Source organism: uncultured Kocuria sp. (assembly GCF_947500125.1).
GTDB lineage: Bacteria > Actinomycetota > Actinomycetes > Actinomycetales > Micrococcaceae > Kocuria.
Genome location: NZ_CANMRA010000006.1, coordinates 105,580 through 120,655, shown reverse-complemented (window position 1 = coordinate 120,655; position 15,076 = coordinate 105,580). Strand labels below are relative to the sequence as shown.

Below are 15,076 nucleotides of genomic sequence, written 5' to 3'. Positions count from 1 at the left end.
ATGAGCAAATAGATCTATGGTGGCCACACCATAGAAAGACGGTGATGTGTCTTGTCCGATTCGAAGAAAATGTCTTCCGCAGAAGACGGCGGCGGTGCGCTGATGCGGACTCTCGACACTGTACTGGGGCAGGCTGAGAAACTCGTAGCCTTGCGGATCGACCGCCTTCGTCGGCAGTACCCTGACGCCGATGATGCTGTCCTGCTGAAAAAGCTGGAGCGTACTTTCCTCTCTTCCGTCACCAGTAGCGGCGCAGCTATCGGAGCCACTGCAACCGTTCCGGGCGTGGGCACTGCGGCATCCGTGGCCGCCGCGGCGGGCGACGCGAGTTTCTTCCTCACCGCTGCTGCCACCCATGTGCTGTCGGTGGCTCGTCTACGCGGTTTGGACATCGACAATTTCGAGCACCAAAAGGCGCTCGTCATGATGGTGCTGCTGGGTGGAAGCTCCTCATCCATCGTGACCAAGGTGGCCGAGCGCACAGGGCTGCATTGGGGGAAGCTCGCAGCCGATGCTGTGCCGCTGCCTGCGATTCGCTCGGCCAACAAGATTCTCGGACCCTACTTCGTGACGCGGTACGGGACGCAACGCGGCATTCTCGTTCTGGGGCGAGCCGCTCCCATGGGGTTTGGGGCTGCAATTGGTGGCAGCGGAAACTATCTCCTCGCAAAATCGATAATCAAGGCCACTGCTACGACTATTGATGCTTCGTTGGCCGAGCGGAACTCAGAGGAGTCGCATTGAACTGAACGGCAGGTCAAGTGGGCAAGATGGATTTCGAGTGGCTCCATATTTATTCTCGACTCAACGATCCTGTCCGCGTGAGTCCCAAGCTGTCTTGCGGATCCGCTCTCGACCTTTCGTTGATCGCGTCGCGAGGCACTCCCGGGGGTGAACGCATGCCATCATGCTCGTATGTGGAACACGTTTTGGCCAGATCTTCTTGTCACCGTCATTGGGGCAGCTCTCACTGTCGCCATAGCCTTCGGTACATATGTGGTGCAAAGGCGGGTGAAGGAGAGGCTTGCGCTTCAAAAACTGATAGCAGTCATCCATGAAAAAAGAGCTGTGGAGCCGATCGTTGGCCCACAACTAATGTCGGGGGCAGGAGGGCTGGAAGACTTCCAGTATGTAAGCTCCAGCATCCTCGATCTTCGTGACCAAATTGGTCTCGCCCGAGAGCAAGTGCGTCCGGAATCTCCCGTTCAACCGCATTTGTCACGCATGACGCGCGCCTGCAATAGATATTTGGAGAGCAGCAGTCAACGTCCTGCAGGGTACTGCTACGATTTGGTGTCCTTGAGGGAAGCATTATGGGTGAGTATTAAGAAAATCTCCGAATTGTCCCGCTCGCTAGAGGCTCTGGAGCCGGGCGTCGGTGCCCGGGACTACGACGTCGAGCAGATGGACCTTTCATGAGTTCCTCAAATTTAAATTTGTGGCCTGCGGTTCTCTTTGATGTGCGCTGTTGTCTTCAGGGGACTGGTTGATGATGTGCCATGGAAACTAGTAGCGCCCGAGGGTTTGGTCTGTGGGGCCGCCAAATTGCCTCAGGCTTGCTCCCCAGCGGCGCATCCTGCCTAGTTCAAGAGGATCTACAACATCATTTCCGGCCTTCCATGCCATTCTCAGATTGGTGAAAGGTCTTTCATTTTCTGGCACCCCATGGGCTTCAAAGCGTTCTTCCATGGCCTCGAACATTGCTGTGTAGGGGAAGCGTCCGGCCGCTCCTGAGATTGACGTTCGCCATATAGCCCAGGTTTCATCTGTGATGTGTCCAGCCCGACGCAGATCGACTTCGTCCTCACAAAGCGACAAATAATCCCATACCAGTTTGCCCTTGACGCCCTCCATGTCTTCGTCAGTCCATGCGGGAGTTTGCGTAAAGGTGGACATGCGGGTTGTAACATCCATCCTATCTGAAATCTGCCAGTACCTCTGGACATAGATGTCTTCAAATTCCCGCCGTCGCACATACAGGGCGGCGCGCAGCTGGTGCCAGGCGACGAGCAGGGCCACAAGGGCTACGCCGCTGGTGATCACTTCGAAATAGGGCAGATCGGTCATGGGATCCTTTGTGAAATAGTTATCAATTTTGCTTACGTCGGGCGTGGTGTTAATCAACATTTTGCGCTTAGACTGACCTGCACGAGTGCAAGTCCCCGCCATTCTCGTCACCTTTAATACTTTTTTCGCCCCCGCGGCGATAAGGCTCCTTGGCGGAAAGACCCGGTTGTTGACGCTCCGGAACTCTGACGTTCCACACTGGCAGACCCCTCCATCTCGGGCAAGACACTGAAAAGGTGGAGGCATGCACATTATGTGGTCAGTGAGGTCTCAGGTCTCAGGTCTCAGGGCCCAGGAAAAGGTCGGGACTGCCCCGACTCCCGTTAAAATTTCAAGGAAGCCCGGGGTAGTCACGTTAGTTCTCGTGGGACGAGCTGGAATTTGTGCTTCGTGCCATGGATGGCGAGTGCAGGTTCGTGGTATTCGATCCAGCGCTTCTGAAGATCCTCGACCTCATCCATACTGCGGCACGGCACCCCTTTGAGGGCAGGTTGTGGTGCATCCGCGCGGTGAGGCGCTCTTCGGTGTCGGCGTTTACGGTAAGACAATTGTGACCATCGAAATGGGCGCCCCTCCGCCATGACGGGTTGTTCAGCAGAACCAGAGTGCGCATTGTGTAGCGCAGTGTTGAGGATGGGGCTGCCGCACAAGTAGGTCAGCCTGTCACCTATCGGTGCGGCAGTCCCTATATCGACACCACCAGGTCGCTCTACGCTTGTGTGCACGACAAGAACAGTAGCCGCAGCCGCTTGGTCGTGAGCATGTCCGTCACATGCTCAGTGAAATCCTGGTGAGCGGTATTGGTCAGCGCATTTGGGGGGACCACCCCAATGTTCCTGTCTTTGGCGAAGAGCACATGGTGAGTGCTCGATCGGGACGTGCAGTTCGTCCTCGTGAGGAGAACCAGCGGGTACTTCTGCTTCCACTACGAGACAGTTCCGGTCAAAGATTCCTGGACGCCGGCACATTCAGGCGGTCCAGGTTCCAGGGAAGGTGGGCCCAACGCAGCGTGGGCTGCTGCTCGGGATGGACCTCGGTGACGGTCACCGGGAGCTGCCCACCCGCGAACCACGCATGCTTGGGCTGGTACGAGGGCATGGGCAGGTTCCCGGGGTCCTTGACCGTCAGCGGCGGGGCGAAGAAGCGGCGGGTCAGCGCTCGGACGAACCCTGCACGGTGGTATGCGGCCAGCCGGTCGAAGCGGGCGATCCAGGAGAAGAGGACGCCGGCCGCGGTGGAGTGCAGGTGCTCGCGCTGCTGACTGAGTTCGGCGACCTCCCGCTGAAGCTGGTTCAGTTCCTCGAGGGCAGCGGCGCGGCGTTCTTTCTGCTGACTGCGCATGTTCTCCTGCTCGCGCACATTCTCCTGCTCGGCGGCGGTCATCGGGGCGCGGGCCACGGGGGGCTCAGCGGAAGGCTCGGGCGGGAGGTCGTCCGTGATCAGGCGGATCTGCGCTTCGGCGGGGGCGATCCGTCGGTCGAGACCTTCCACCGCCTTGATCAGCGAGGTGTGGATCCACGCCTCGATCTCGGCGATCTCCGCTGCCATCGCGCGGGTGGCCGGGTGGTGGCCTTCGGTGTCGGGCACGGTCGTCGCCGCGCTGCGCTTGCCTGCGCGCACAGCGGATCGGCGTTGCCAGAAGCCCACACGGGAGGCCATGGGGGGAGCGCCCGCCAGCAGATGACCGGACGGCACCAGGAAGCGACCCATCACGCTGTCCTTTCGTTCTTGAGGTAGTAGGCCCACGACAGGTTGCAGTGGGTGCAGGTCTGACCCAGCCGGCACTCGACGCACTGCCGTTCCCGCCACTGGCCCCCGCAGTGCGAGCAGTCGACGAGATTGCCGGGGCAGGCGGGGCAGGGAGAGGTCTCGGTGTCGGAATCCTCCCCGTTGCGGGCGGCCAGCCAGCGCACGAGGAGGACGATCAACGCCAGGAGGAGGAGTGCTGTGACCACCAGGATCGCGGTGCTCACGCCGGACGAGAGGATGTCGTTCATGGCGGCGCTCAGCGGTTCCCGGCCATGGCGGGCGGTGCCAGCGGGTTCTCGTCCAGGTAGGTCAGGTACTCGGCCACCTTGGTCGCCGCAACCCGCTCATAGCGGGCCATGTACGTCTCCGCGGCCTCGTGGAGGTGAGCGGTCACGGTGGGGTCGGCCATGGCCTGCTCCAGACCCTGGAGGTAGCGCAGGAATCCTTCCCGGATCATCTCCGGCAACGACTGCAGGTGGGCACGGGTCCGCTGGTCGATGGCCAGCTCGTTGAGCATGACGTTCTCCCGGGTGGCCCTCGCGTGCGTCTCCTCGGCCCGGAGGGCGACGACCGAATCCTGGAGGACCTGCCGGCGCAGCCGCAGCCCCCTGAGGTGGGTGATGAGTTGGGCGCGCTGGTGCTGCAGCTGGTGCTCGGTCTCCGAGGCTCGCTTCTCGGCCTCGGCCCGCTCCGCGTTTTCTGCTCGAAGCCGGTCCAGCTCGGCTTCGCTCGGGTGGTTGCCGGTGGACCGCTTCGTGGGCCAGCGGTTCTCGAGGAGTGTGATGGCGAGGGTCAGCGCCAGGGGCAGAGCCGTCCACATCGAGTACAGCAGCGCATCGCCGAACCAGGGCAGGACGATGTCCACGACGGATCGATCGGCCGCGTCCTCAGCCAGGTCCAGCACATCGGGACGGGTGGTGAGATAGCGCAACCATCCCAGCGCCACGATCGTGACCACGTAGAGGGTCACCGCGATCGTGCCGAGTGTCTTGTGGGAGCGGCGGGCCTGAGGGTCCAGCAGCGGGGGAATGGCGAACGAGGCGATCGCCACCGCAAGCCCTGCCACGGACAAAGCCATCAGCTGCCCCGTCAGCTGGCTGTCGCCGAGGAGCTGGGTGACCCCGTAGATGAGCCCGACTTCGCCGCCGACCAGGGCCAGCCACAGGAGCGTGTACAGGTACGGGCGGGTCCAGAACCACAGTGCGATGCGACGCACGGTGTGGAACGCCGGGCGCAGGTTCTTCCGCGACTTCTTGGCGGCCTTCTGGTCCACTGGTTCGGTGGAGGACAGCATCTCGGCGAGCGGCTCGTAGAGGGGGTGACCGGGGTCGTCGAGGATGGCACGGGTCTCGTCGATCCTGCCTTCGACCTCGACGAGCTCCTCCTCGGTGTGACGGAGCCGGCCCTGCGCCCGCACGAGATCGGCTTCGGCCCGGGCCGTGATGTCCCGAGCCGTGTACAGGTCCTCGTGCCGCTGATCGATCGCCTTGCCCAGGGCGAAGCCCAGCCAGCTGGAGCAACGGTGCTCGAAGGTGGTGGGGGCCTGCGACGTGAAGGAGTACTTGTCGAAAATGCCGCGAGCGGCGTCCGTGAGGCCGTCCTGGAAACAGGCGTCGGTGAACTGGGCGTGGTTGGGTCGCTCCGGGATGTCCGGACCGGGGACGGTGTGGGACCCGGCCGCGTCGGCGCGCAACTCGTCAGGGGGAGCAGTGCTCATCGCGGGGATCCTTTCCCTGTCAGGGGTCGCCGAGTCGTTGCCGAAGGCGTGTTGTAGGTGTGGCTCACCGGCTCAGCCTGATCAAGCCGGAGGGTGGTCACGGTTCCGCAACAGGGCGGTTCCCTGTCTGATGCGTGGTGGAGGGAGGCGATCCGTCAGTCCTGGAGGGCTGCGGGGGAGAGCTCGGTGGAGGTGATCAGCACCCGGCGGTTCTTGGCCTGCGCCGCGTCCAAGCCAGGGTTCCCGGCGACCTCCGGAGTGCGCCCCGGACATGCGGGGCCCAGGCCCTGCACGTGCAGTTCTGTGTTCAGCCCGGCGCTCTTCAGCGACTCGGCAATCGTGCGTGCCCGTTGCTCGGACAGTCGCTGCATCTGCTCAGCAGAGACACCCTCGGGGTTCGCCGTGCACCCCGTCACCCACAGGGACTTGGCCGAGGACGACTCCAGGGAGGAGACCAGCTCGGTGAGCGTCTGTTCTGCGGCCGCGGGGTCGGCGAAGTCCGCGGTGTCGGGGTGGAAGGAGACCTGGGACTCGGGGACAGCCACGGACACCGGCTTCGCCACCATGTCGCTGAACGTCACCGGGGTGACGTCCGGTAGGGCGCCGGACGGGGCGGTGGCTTGCACGGTGTCGTCGTGGAAGACGACCGATCCTCCACCGGCCTCGACGACGGCCGTCCACAGCTCCTGCAGCTTGGTCCTGGCCCACACCGGCACGGTGGCCTGCGGGTCCAGGACCTGGCCCATGCCCCACCAGTGCACCTCCACGCCGTCCAGGTGCGGAACGTTGCCGGCGTCCTGGAGCTGCCCCACGATCTCGGCGACGTCGGTCTGCGGGCCGAGCAGTCCGTTCTGCATGGCCAGGGGGCCGGCGGTGGACACCCCGCTGTCATAGACGTAGAGAACCTTGTTCTCGGAATCGGCGGTAGGTCGGCCTCCGAGGTCGAGAGCGCTCAGGACGTCCGACTCACCGGAGGAAGCCTGGAGATCCGCCAGGTTCTCGCTGAGGTCCTCCAGTCGCTTCTCCCGGGACCCCGCGCGCTGGGTCGGATTGTCGGTGTCCAGCTCATAGATCTCGGTCTGCGCCGTCTGCGGATCCCCGTCGGCCGGGATGACGGACACCGTCATGTCCCGGTCGAAACGATCCATCAACTGCTCGCGCAGCGACGCGATGACGATCTCCGGATCGCGGCTCGACTCGTCCACGATGGATGACATTCCCTGCCGGTCCCCGGCGATCACCACCATCTGCCCCGCCGGAGGCACTGCCTCGGCCTCTCCACAGCCTGTGACCAGCGCCGCCGTCATCAGCAGAGCCGAAGCGGCCATCAGCCGCCTGTTCCCCATGTTCATTGCCCCTCGCTCTCGTACTACTGAATAGTAGATTGCGTTTGCAATTACATGCATCTAGTGGGCGAAGTGCTGTTCCATGCCGTGTCACAAAGCGGCACACTCGTCCTCCCCAGCGCCTCCATCTGCGGAAATGCCTCCCACCACGCCGTCCTTCGTCGGCTCGTGACGCCCCGGAGTCGTGGTGCCGCTCTTCCATTCACACGGCTGATGCTGTGGCGGTGTCCTCAGTCCCCGGGACGCCGGCGCCGGGGAAAGGCAGGTGTGGCTCGACAACCGACTGTCCGATCGCGTGGCCGACGCCGGGGATGTCAGTCGCGGGTCGGGCGTGCTCCTGCCGCAGCTTCAGTGCAAATCAACGCGAGCCGGGTTCCTTGCCCGTGGACGGCGGCCTCTCGCCGTTCGGCACCGGAATCACCCTCTGGCCCCGTCGGTACCGCCCGGCTCTTCATCTTGCATTTCGATATTCCCATCCCCTCGAGATCGGCTCATGCTTCAGGGAACATCGTTCGCGCGCGTCCGTGGGGAGATCGGCATGCCGGAGCAGAAGATGGAAAGGCACTACCCGAAAGTGGCGGCACTCCGTCCGCGCACCGAAGGGGATGTTCCCGAGGAAGGGCAGCGACAGCTCTACCTCGCGCGCACCGTCATGGCGGAGGCCGCGGAAGCAGAGGCCGCCAGACGGGTTCCCAGGATTCCGCGGCTGGTGTCGAGCACCCACGGGGAGATCGGCAGGATGTTGTTGGCCATCCCCTCCTATGCCGTCACGGACGTCGACGGCCGCCCGAACCTGCTGGCAGTTGCTTACCGGGACCTGGTGTCCAAGCTCGGCCCGGAGGTCGACCTCGAGGTGATCACCCACGAATCCGTCGAGGCCGAAGTGCGCGCCTGGTTCGACGCCGACCGGCAAGGGGACGTCCACGTCATCACCGTCGCGGATCATCTGCACTTCTCGGTGTGGGCTGAGGACGGCTATGCCATCGTGCAGGACGAGGGCGCGGGAACCCCTGCCTTCGTCGAGCCGTTCTCTTTCCCCCGCTATGCGGACGCACTCCTCGCGGACATCGTGAGCAACCACACCGACATGGGTCATTCCCAGGCCCCCCTCTACTTCCAGGGGGGAAACCTGCTCATCGGCGACGACTTCTTCCTGATCGGCGCAGACTATCCGGCCAACTCGCTGAGCTACGTGTATCAAGCGATCATCCCGGCTCCGGGCGAAAGCCCCCCGGCAACCGTTCGACGCCTGTACTCGGAGTACTTGGACAAGTCCCGGGTGATGCACTATGTGGGGAGCACTGTTCCCGTGCCGGCTCAGGCGGTCCGGCCGATCACGGTCGATGGGACGGAATGGCAGGAGATCGTCCACTTCGGCAACAAGGCCGGAACGGTCCAGCCTCTCTTCCACATCGACATGTTCATCACCCTGGCGGGCAGAGGCACTGACGGCCGATACCGGTTGCTCGTGGGAGACCCTCGGATGGCGGCGCAGATGCTGGACGTGCCGCTCTGGCCCGGGGCCATGCAGGAAGTGTTCGACAACATCGCACTCCACTTGGGCGCCCTGGGCTTCGACGTCCACAGGAATCCTCTTCCGCTCACCCATGTGGACGACCCGGCTGACAGATTGCGCACCTGGTATTTCGCGACCGGCAACAACGCCCTGACGCAGATCAGGAGCGACGGGACGAAGCGTGTGTGGCTGCCCACCTATGGGCACGGCGCATGGAGCGAACTGGCCAGGACGGACGAGGCGAACCGGGAGGTCTGGCAGTCCCTCGGCTTTGAGGTCACGATGCTCGGAGATTTCCACCCGTTCGCTGAGAACCTCGGGGCGGTCCACTGCATCAAGAAGTACCTGGACAGAACCGACGGACAGGGGCGCCTTCCCACCTAGGCCGGCCGCTCCGCGACGATGGCGGGAGAGCAGCTCCGCGCCGGTCCGCCCGCCACGGTGGACGATCCGGTCAGGGGGCCGTGGCCGCGATCTCCCGCGCCACCCGCTTCGCGATCGTCCCGACATACCCGGTCAGGCCCGGGCGGAACACGTAGCCCACGAACCGCAGGCCCGGGGCCACCTCGCTGCCGGTGCCGTCCCGCGGCAGGCCGCGATCGTCGAGCACCCCGAGGCCGCCGACGAGGTCCTCCAGGCCGGTCCGGTAGCCCGTCGCGGCGATCACGGCGTCGGCGGGCTCGCGCCGGCCGCCGGCCAGTAGCACGCTGTCGCCGTCGAGCCCGGCCACCGCGGGAACGCACTCGATCGCTCCGCTGCGGATCTCGTCGAGGACTTCCGCGTCGACGATCGCGGGCGTGACGCCGCGGCTCCTGATCGAGGCCATGGCGCCCTCGGTGGGGCGGGGCAGGCCGTAGGCGCTGAGATCCCCGACCGTCCTGCGCTGGAGGGCGAAGAGCAGCCGGTCCACGAGCGCGTCCGGCAGGCGCAGCAGCAGCGGGACCGGCAGGTCGCCGGGCAGGCCGTGGAGCTCCCGCAGGAGGATGTTGGGCGGGGTGCGCACGGCCAGCAGCACCCGCCGGGCACCGCCGGCCGCGAGCTGGTGGGCGATCTCCATCCCGCTGGTGCCGGCGCCGGCGACCAGCACCGTGCGCCCCGCGAAGGGCGCGGGATTGCGGTAGGCCGAGGCGTGCAGGACCTCGCCGTCGAAGGCGTCCTCGGCGGCCCAGGCCGGCAGCTTCGGCCGGTTGAGGGCGCCGGTGGCGACCACCACGTGCTCGGCGTGCCGCTCGCCGGCCGAGGTACGGACGCACCAGCCGCCGCTGTCGGGGCGGATCCCGCAGACCTCCACCCCGGTCTCCACGGCCAGGCCGCGACCGGCGGCGTAGCGCTGCAGATAGGCGATGTACTGGTCGCGGGTGGGGAACTGGCCGTACTCGCGCGGGAACGGCGCCCCGGGCAAGGCGGAGTGGCGCCGGGAGGTGTTGAACCGCAGGGCGTCGTAGCGGCCCGTCCAGGCGGCGCCGGGCTGCGGGCCGCGCTCGAGCACGGTGGCCGGCACGCCCAGGGCGCCCAGCTCGGCGGCGGTGGCCAGGCCCGCCGGGCCGGCGCCGAGGACCAGGACGCGGGGACCGATGTCCATGGGGGGCTCCTTCGGATCGGCCGCTTTCTCACGCGCCGTCGTCGGCGGCCGTGAGGTCCGTGCTACCCAGGGCCGTCCAGGCGGCGGCCGCCCGCCGCTCGGCGTCCCGGCCCAGCGGCCGGGTGCCGCGGCCCCGGAGGCGTCGCTCCAGCGCCAGCAGAACCGTGAGCAGGACCACCGCCACGATGGCCTGCCACTCGCCCTCCACCGCCCCGAGGCTGCCCGCGGCGTTCCAGGCGGCGTGCTGGATGCCGATGGCCAGCACGCTGCCGCCGGTGTCGAGCAGGTGCAGGCCCAGCAGGTACCGGTAGACGGGCGCGAGCAGGACGAGCAGCGCGAGGTTCCGGGCGGTCTCCCCGCTCCAGCCCTCGGCCAGGTACAGCGGCAGGTGGACCGCGGCGAACGGCAGCGCGGTGAGCACAGCCGCGAATGCCAGGCCGTGCCGGGCGGTGAGCCGGGACTGGAGGAAGCCGCCCCAGGCGGTCTCCTCCCACAGATTGAGCACCAGTGCCCCGAAGACGAGGGTGTTGAACAGGTACCACCCCGCCTCGGCCGCCCAGCCGGCCGGCGGGGCGCGCAGGGAACCGGTCGCCGCCGCCAGGGCCAGGGTGAGCACCGGCATGCCGAGCAGGACCACGGCCCAGCGCCCCGCGCCGAAGCGCCAGGCGAAGGCCCGCCCGAGGAGCCGCCGGATGCCGCCCGGCCCGTCGGCCAGGCGGGTGGCCAGAAGGGCCGAGCCCAGTAGGGCGACGTAGGTCATGAGCAGCAGGAACGGCTCCATCGGGAGACCGGCGAGCAGAGGGGCCGTCAGCGCCGCCCAGCCCAGGCCCAGGGCCAGGAGGAGGAACATCGTCACGGGCCGGCGCCGGGCCGGGGACCCGCCCCGGGATGGGCGGGTCGGATCGGGTCGATGGGCCATGGAGTGCTCTCCACCGGCCTGCTTCCAGGGTCTGGCCTGTGGTGGTGCGCCCTCGTGCGTGGCTCTCACAGTGCGCGCCCGAGGGGACGGAGGCAAGGGCGGACGCAGGGAAGCGGTTGTGTGTCGCCGGCGGCCGTGCGCGGCTCGTGGCGCGCCTCCGACCGGAGCGCCGGGCCCGGCTGACGGCTCGGCCGGCCGCTCTCAACCGCGAGGCGCCGCCCGGAGCTCTCCGGGCGGCGCCTGCACGGTCGCCTCAGGTGCCGCAGCGCGGCGGCTGCGCTACAGCGCGCCGTTCTCCCACGGGCCGGTGACGGCGTAGGTGATGCCGGGGCTCTGCACGTTGAAGAACAGGATCCGGCCGTCCGGGCTGAACGTGGCGCCGGCCAGCTCACTGGTGCTCGGGGAGTTCAGCTCCGCCACGTCGAAGATCCGGCCCTCGGTGGTGACACCGCGCAGCAGGTCCTTGCCGCCGCCGTCCTCGCACAGCACCAGACCGCCGGTGTTCGGGGACACGCAGAGGTTGTCCGGGGCCTGCAGCACCTCCGGGTCGGTCGACTCGTAGACCAGCACGAGCTGGCCGCCGGAGTTCCCGCGGGGGCGGTACTCCCACACCTGGCCGAGTCCGGCGTCGCCGCCGCTGGTGGAGTTGATGTAGATCGAGCCGTCGCCGTACCAGGCGCCCTCGAGGCGGGCGAAGACCGCGCCGCCCTGCTGGTGGCCCTGCTTGAACACGGCCAGGGTGTCGGTGCTGTCCGGGTCCGGGTCCGCGATGTCGACCCACTCGACCGGCAGCGGCTTGCCGACGCGCTGGCTGTAGCGGGTGTCGTACTGCGGCTGGTCCTTCACGGCCAGCATCTGCAGCCGCCCGCCGGCGGCCAGGCGGTCGCGGTCGTTCGGGAGGAACCGGTAGAACCCCGAGGTGCCGCGGTCCTCCGTCTCGTAGACGATGCCGGTCTTCGGGTCGATCGCGACGGCCTCGTGGGTGAACCGGCCCATGGCCTTCAGCGGCACCGGGTCCACCGGCGCAGTCGCGTCCGCGGGGACCTCGAACACGTAGCCGTGGGGGTGCGCCACGTCCAGGCCGGTGAAGGTCTCCTCGCAGGTCAGCCACGTCCCGGCCGGGGTGGGGCCGCCGGCGCAGTTGCGGATGGTGCCGGTCAGGGACGGATAGGTGCTGACCAGCGCCATGGTGGCGGGGTCGAAGACCAGGTTGGTGGTGCCGCCGGCGGCGTTCGGGTTGTAGCTGCGGGCGCCGAAGGCCGGTCCCTCGGCCTGCTCGTGGTTGCGCACCAGGTTGATCATGCCGTTCTCGCCCTGGAAGGCGGCCATGCCGTCGTGCTTGCCGGGCGTCGGCGTGCCGTCGCTCATGGGGGTGCCGGTGTGGCCGAAGGCCACGTAGGAGAAGCCGGCCGGCAGCAGCAGATCGCCGCCCGGTGCCGGCCGCAGCGGTCCGTAGCCGCCGTTGTCCGGCGCCTGCATCGTGTCGTCACCGCGCGCACGCCCCTGGGCGGCGTGCGCGGTGTTGCCCATCAGCGCGGACAGGGCGGCGGCGGCGCTCATCGCCCCGCCGGCCTTGAGGAGTCCGCGGCGTCCTACCGGGGTCATGGCCTGGGTCTGTGCTGTCGTCATCTCGGTCTGTGTCCTCACGGCGTCGGGGGGTGCTTCCGGGGACCGACTCCAACAGGGGAAGTCGAACAGCGGACCAGCACGCCGTGAATGCCCCGCGACGAGCACATGGCGGCTTTGTTCACGATCGAGAACAGGGGTGGCCGGGGTCGGCGGGGTTCCCTGCCCGCAGGCCCCGAGCCACGCCGCAGGCGGCGGACGACGTCGGGTCCGCTCGCCGGCCTCGCTCTCCTCGTAGGCTGGATCGCATCCGAGACGGGCAGGAGGCTGAGGTGGCCGAGACGACGGTGGCCGAGGTTATGGCCGAGCTGGCCGCGCTCGAGGACCCCAGGGTGCGCGCGGTGAACGAGCGGCACGGCGACAACCACGGGGTGAACCTCACCAAGCTGCGGGCGATCGCGAAGCGCCTGGGAACGCAGCAGGACCTCGCGCGCCGGCTCTGGGAGACCGGTGACACGGCGGCGAGACTGCTGGCGCTCCTGATCTGCCGCCCGAAGGCGTTCGCGCGGGACGAGCTGGACGCCATGGTGCGCGAGGCGCGCACCCCCAAGGTCCAGGACTGGCTCGTGAACTACGTGGTGAAGAAGAGCCCGCACGCCGAGGAGCTGCGCGTGGCGTGGTTCGCCGATCCGGATCCGGCGGTCGCGAGCGCCGGCTGGGCGCTGACCACCGAGCGCGTGGCGAAGAAGCCCGAGGGCTTGGACCTGGCCGGTCTGCTCGACGTCATCGAGGCGCAGATGCAGGACGCCCCGGAGCGCCTGCAGTGGGCGATGAACACCTGCCTGGCGCAGATCGGAATCGAGCACCCGGAGCACCGAACCCGGGCTCTCGAGATCGGTGAGCGCCTGGAGGTGCTCAAGGACTATCCGACCCCGCCGAACTGCACGTCCCCGTACGCCCCCGCGTGGATCACCGAGATCGTGCGTCGCCGCAGCGATCGGTAGGGGAGGCGCCGGCGCGCGTGCCGTTGCTCTCCCGGACCGCGGAACGCGTCGGAGCGTTCTGGAGTCCACGAGCACCAACCGGAAACCGATAAGTGATCCTGATGGTTCATGTGCACTATCCATCGCTGTTCCTGACGATTCTGGAGGCGCACACTGGTGTTGTGCACGTCACACTCCGCAAGGCGGAGCCTTCGTGCCGCGACCTCCCCCTCACTGCCTTCAGGAGAACCAGCTGCCATGACCATCGATGTGTCGTCCCTGCCCGGGATCGGTGCCACCTCCCACACCGTGGGCCCACTGGTCGATGCCCAGGCGCAGCTGGCCTCCGCCGTGGCCACCCTGGACTATGAGCCCGGTCTGCATGCCCTGCTGGCGAGCCCGCGGCGGGAGATGACCGTGAGCATCCCGCTGCGCCGTGACGACGGGTCGGTGGAGGTGCTGACCGGCCACCGGGTCCAGCACAACGTCTCCCGGGGCCCGGCCAAGGGCGGGGTGCGCTACAGCCCGCAGGTCGACCTCGACGAGGTCCGTGCCCTGGCGATGTGGATGACCTGGAAGTGCGCCCTGATCGACGTCCCCTACGGCGGGGCCAAGGGCGGCATCACCGTGGACCCCCGCCGGTACTCCCGCCCCGAGATCGAACGGCTGACCCGCCGCTACACCTCCGAGATCCTGCCGATCATCGGCCCGGACAAGGACATCCCCGCCCCGGACATCGGCACGGACGAGCAGACCATGGCCTGGATGATGGACACCTTCTCGGTCTCCTCGGGTTACACCGTGCCCGGGGTGGTCACCGGCAAGCCGGTGAGCCTCGGCGGGTCCCTGGGCCGGGCCTCGGCGACCTCGGCCGGGGTGGTGCACATCGCGCTGGCCGCCCTCGAGCACGTCGGCATCACCGCCGCGCGGGCCACCGCGGCGGTGCAGGGCTTCGGGAAGGTGGGCGCCGACGCCGCCCTGTTCCTCACCGAGGCCGGGGTGAAGGTCGTGTCCGTCTCCGACCAGTACGGAGCGGTCCACCGGGCCGACGGCCTGGACATCCGTGCCCTCCAGGAGCACGTGGCCGTCATCGGCTCCGTCGTCGGCTTTCCCGGGGCCGAGACGATCCCCGGCGAACAGCTGCTGACCCTCGAGGTGGACCTCCTGGTGCCCGCGGCGGTGGAAGGGGTGCTCACCGGCGCCAACGCCCACGAGGTCCGGGCCCGGGTCGTCGTCGAGGGTGCCAACGGCCCCACCACCGCCGAGGCCGACCGGGTCCTCGCCGAGGCCGGGGTGCTGGTGGTGCCGGACATCCTGGCCAACGCCGGGGGCGTGGTCGTCTCCTACTTCGAGTGGGTGCAGTCCAACCAGGCCTACTGGTGGTCCCGCCAGGAGGTCGACCACCGTCTCGAGCACCGCATGCTCTCCGCCTGGCACCACCTGCTCGACGTCGCCTCGGCCCGGGGCCTCACCCTGCGCGAGGCCGCCACCGTCACCGCGGTGGAGCGTGTGGCCGACGCCCACCGCACGCGGGGCCTGTACCCCTGATCGGCCGGGGGCGGGCCTTCTGAGGGGCCGGGGCGGGACGAGGGCATCCCGCCGGGGCGGAGTGAGTCCCCTGGGATCCACCG

The 15,076-nt window shown here is 67.7% G+C and carries 13 protein-coding genes; 5 read left to right on the top strand and 8 right to left on the bottom strand.

Translation table 11 applies throughout. The features are described from left to right. Positions 1 to 51: 51 nt before the first annotated feature. Positions 52 to 744 carry a hypothetical protein gene (locus tag Q0817_RS06210; protein WP_298585290.1) on the top strand — a complete coding sequence of 231 codons (693 nt, stop codon included), beginning with the start codon at positions 52 to 54 and terminating at the stop codon, positions 742 to 744. A gap of 171 nt (positions 745 to 915) precedes the next feature. Beyond that, positions 916 to 1,419 carry a hypothetical protein gene (locus tag Q0817_RS06205; RefSeq protein WP_298585289.1) on the top strand — a complete coding sequence of 168 codons (504 nt, stop codon included), beginning with the start codon at positions 916 to 918 and terminating at the stop codon, positions 1,417 to 1,419. 87 nt (positions 1,420 to 1,506) lie between these two features. Here Q0817_RS06205 and Q0817_RS06200 read toward each other — a convergent pair whose 3' ends face one another. The 5 genes from Q0817_RS06200 to Q0817_RS06180 form a co-directional block, all read right to left on the bottom strand. Continuing rightward, positions 1,507 to 2,067, bottom strand: coding sequence for a hypothetical protein (locus Q0817_RS06200; RefSeq protein WP_298585288.1), 561 nt, complete (start codon positions 2,065 to 2,067; stop codon positions 1,507 to 1,509). Positions 2,068 to 3,009: 942 nt separating this feature from the next. Beyond that, positions 3,010 to 3,777 carry a hypothetical protein gene (locus tag Q0817_RS06195; RefSeq protein WP_298585287.1) on the bottom strand — a complete coding sequence of 256 codons (768 nt, stop codon included), beginning with the start codon at positions 3,775 to 3,777 and terminating at the stop codon, positions 3,010 to 3,012. After that, positions 3,777 to 4,064: a hypothetical protein gene (locus Q0817_RS06190; RefSeq protein WP_298585286.1), complete on the bottom strand. Its 288-nt coding sequence runs from the start codon at positions 4,062 to 4,064 to the stop codon at positions 3,777 to 3,779. Before Q0817_RS06190 ends, Q0817_RS06195 begins: the two co-directional genes overlap by 1 nt. Before the next feature lie 8 nt (positions 4,065 to 4,072). Next, positions 4,073 to 5,533, bottom strand: coding sequence for a hypothetical protein (locus Q0817_RS06185; RefSeq protein WP_298585285.1), 1,461 nt, complete (start codon positions 5,531 to 5,533; stop codon positions 4,073 to 4,075). 155 nt (positions 5,534 to 5,688) lie between these two features. Next, on the bottom strand, positions 5,689 to 6,861 hold the full coding sequence (locus Q0817_RS06180; protein ID WP_298585284.1) for a hypothetical protein: 1,173 nt from the start codon (positions 6,859 to 6,861) through the stop codon (positions 5,689 to 5,691). Positions 6,862 to 7,417: 556 nt separating this feature from the next. On the opposite strand from Q0817_RS06180, the gene Q0817_RS06175 reads away from it, so the two are divergent. Further along, positions 7,418 to 8,779, top strand: coding sequence for a hypothetical protein (locus Q0817_RS06175; RefSeq protein WP_298585283.1), 1,362 nt, complete (start codon positions 7,418 to 7,420; stop codon positions 8,777 to 8,779). 70 nt (positions 8,780 to 8,849) lie between these two features. Here the strand turns inward: Q0817_RS06175 and Q0817_RS06170 are convergent, their stop codons facing one another. The 3 genes from Q0817_RS06170 to Q0817_RS06160 all read right to left on the bottom strand — a co-directional run bounded on the left by Q0817_RS06170 (position 8,850) and on the right by Q0817_RS06160 (position 12,525). Then, positions 8,850 to 9,977: an NAD(P)/FAD-dependent oxidoreductase gene (locus tag Q0817_RS06170; RefSeq protein WP_298585282.1), complete on the bottom strand. Its 1,128-nt coding sequence runs from the start codon at positions 9,975 to 9,977 to the stop codon at positions 8,850 to 8,852. A 28-nt stretch (positions 9,978 to 10,005) separates the two neighbouring features. Then, positions 10,006 to 10,896 (bottom strand): CPBP family intramembrane glutamic endopeptidase, encoded by an 891-nt coding sequence (locus Q0817_RS06165; RefSeq protein ID WP_298585281.1) that lies wholly within the window; start codon positions 10,894 to 10,896, stop codon positions 10,006 to 10,008. Between the two features lie 279 nt (positions 10,897 to 11,175). After that, complete coding sequence (locus Q0817_RS06160) at positions 11,176 to 12,525, bottom strand: alkaline phosphatase PhoX (RefSeq protein ID WP_298585280.1); 1,350 nt, start codon at positions 12,523 to 12,525, stop codon at positions 11,176 to 11,178. Positions 12,526 to 12,821: 296 nt separating this feature from the next. Here Q0817_RS06160 and Q0817_RS06155 point away from each other — a divergent pair, with 296 nt between their 5' ends. Both Q0817_RS06155 and Q0817_RS06150 read left to right on the top strand, forming a co-directional pair. Next, the gene (locus Q0817_RS06155) at positions 12,822 to 13,466 is read left to right on the top strand and encodes a DNA alkylation repair protein (protein ID WP_298585337.1); all 645 of its coding nucleotides are present in this window, start codon (positions 12,822 to 12,824) and stop codon (positions 13,464 to 13,466) included. Between the two features lie 237 nt (positions 13,467 to 13,703). Then, complete coding sequence (locus Q0817_RS06150; RefSeq protein WP_298585279.1) at positions 13,704 to 14,993, top strand: Glu/Leu/Phe/Val dehydrogenase; 1,290 nt, start codon at positions 13,704 to 13,706, stop codon at positions 14,991 to 14,993. Positions 14,994 to 15,076: the final 83 nt, after the last annotated feature.

Coding starts and splice junctions, on each gene's coding strand:
- Q0817_RS06190 (WP_298585286.1), bottom strand. CDS start 4,064: ATGAACGACATCCTCTCGTCCGGCGTGAGCACCGCGATCCTGGTGGTC.
- Q0817_RS06175 (WP_298585283.1), top strand. CDS start 7,418: ATGCCGGAGCAGAAGATGGAAAGGCACTACCCGAAAGTGGCGGCACTC.
- Q0817_RS06160 (WP_298585280.1), bottom strand. CDS start 12,525: ATGACGACAGCACAGACCCAGGCCATGACCCCGGTAGGACGCCGCGGA.
- Q0817_RS06165 (WP_298585281.1), bottom strand. CDS start 10,896: ATGGCCCATCGACCCGATCCGACCCGCCCATCCCGGGGCGGGTCCCCG.
- Q0817_RS06150 (WP_298585279.1), top strand. CDS start 13,704: ATGACCATCGATGTGTCGTCCCTGCCCGGGATCGGTGCCACCTCCCAC.
- Q0817_RS06155 (WP_298585337.1), top strand. CDS start 12,822: ATGGCCGAGCTGGCCGCGCTCGAGGACCCCAGGGTGCGCGCGGTGAAC.
- Q0817_RS06180 (WP_298585284.1), bottom strand. CDS start 6,861: ATGGCCGCTTCGGCTCTGCTGATGACGGCGGCGCTGGTCACAGGCTGT.
- Q0817_RS06185 (WP_298585285.1), bottom strand. CDS start 5,533: ATGAGCACTGCTCCCCCTGACGAGTTGCGCGCCGACGCGGCCGGGTCC.
- Q0817_RS06200 (WP_298585288.1), bottom strand. CDS start 2,067: ATGACCGATCTGCCCTATTTCGAAGTGATCACCAGCGGCGTAGCCCTT.
- Q0817_RS06195 (WP_298585287.1), bottom strand. CDS start 3,777: ATGGGTCGCTTCCTGGTGCCGTCCGGTCATCTGCTGGCGGGCGCTCCC.
- Q0817_RS06170 (WP_298585282.1), bottom strand. CDS start 9,977: ATGGACATCGGTCCCCGCGTCCTGGTCCTCGGCGCCGGCCCGGCGGGC.
- Q0817_RS06205 (WP_298585289.1), top strand. CDS start 916: ATGTGGAACACGTTTTGGCCAGATCTTCTTGTCACCGTCATTGGGGCA.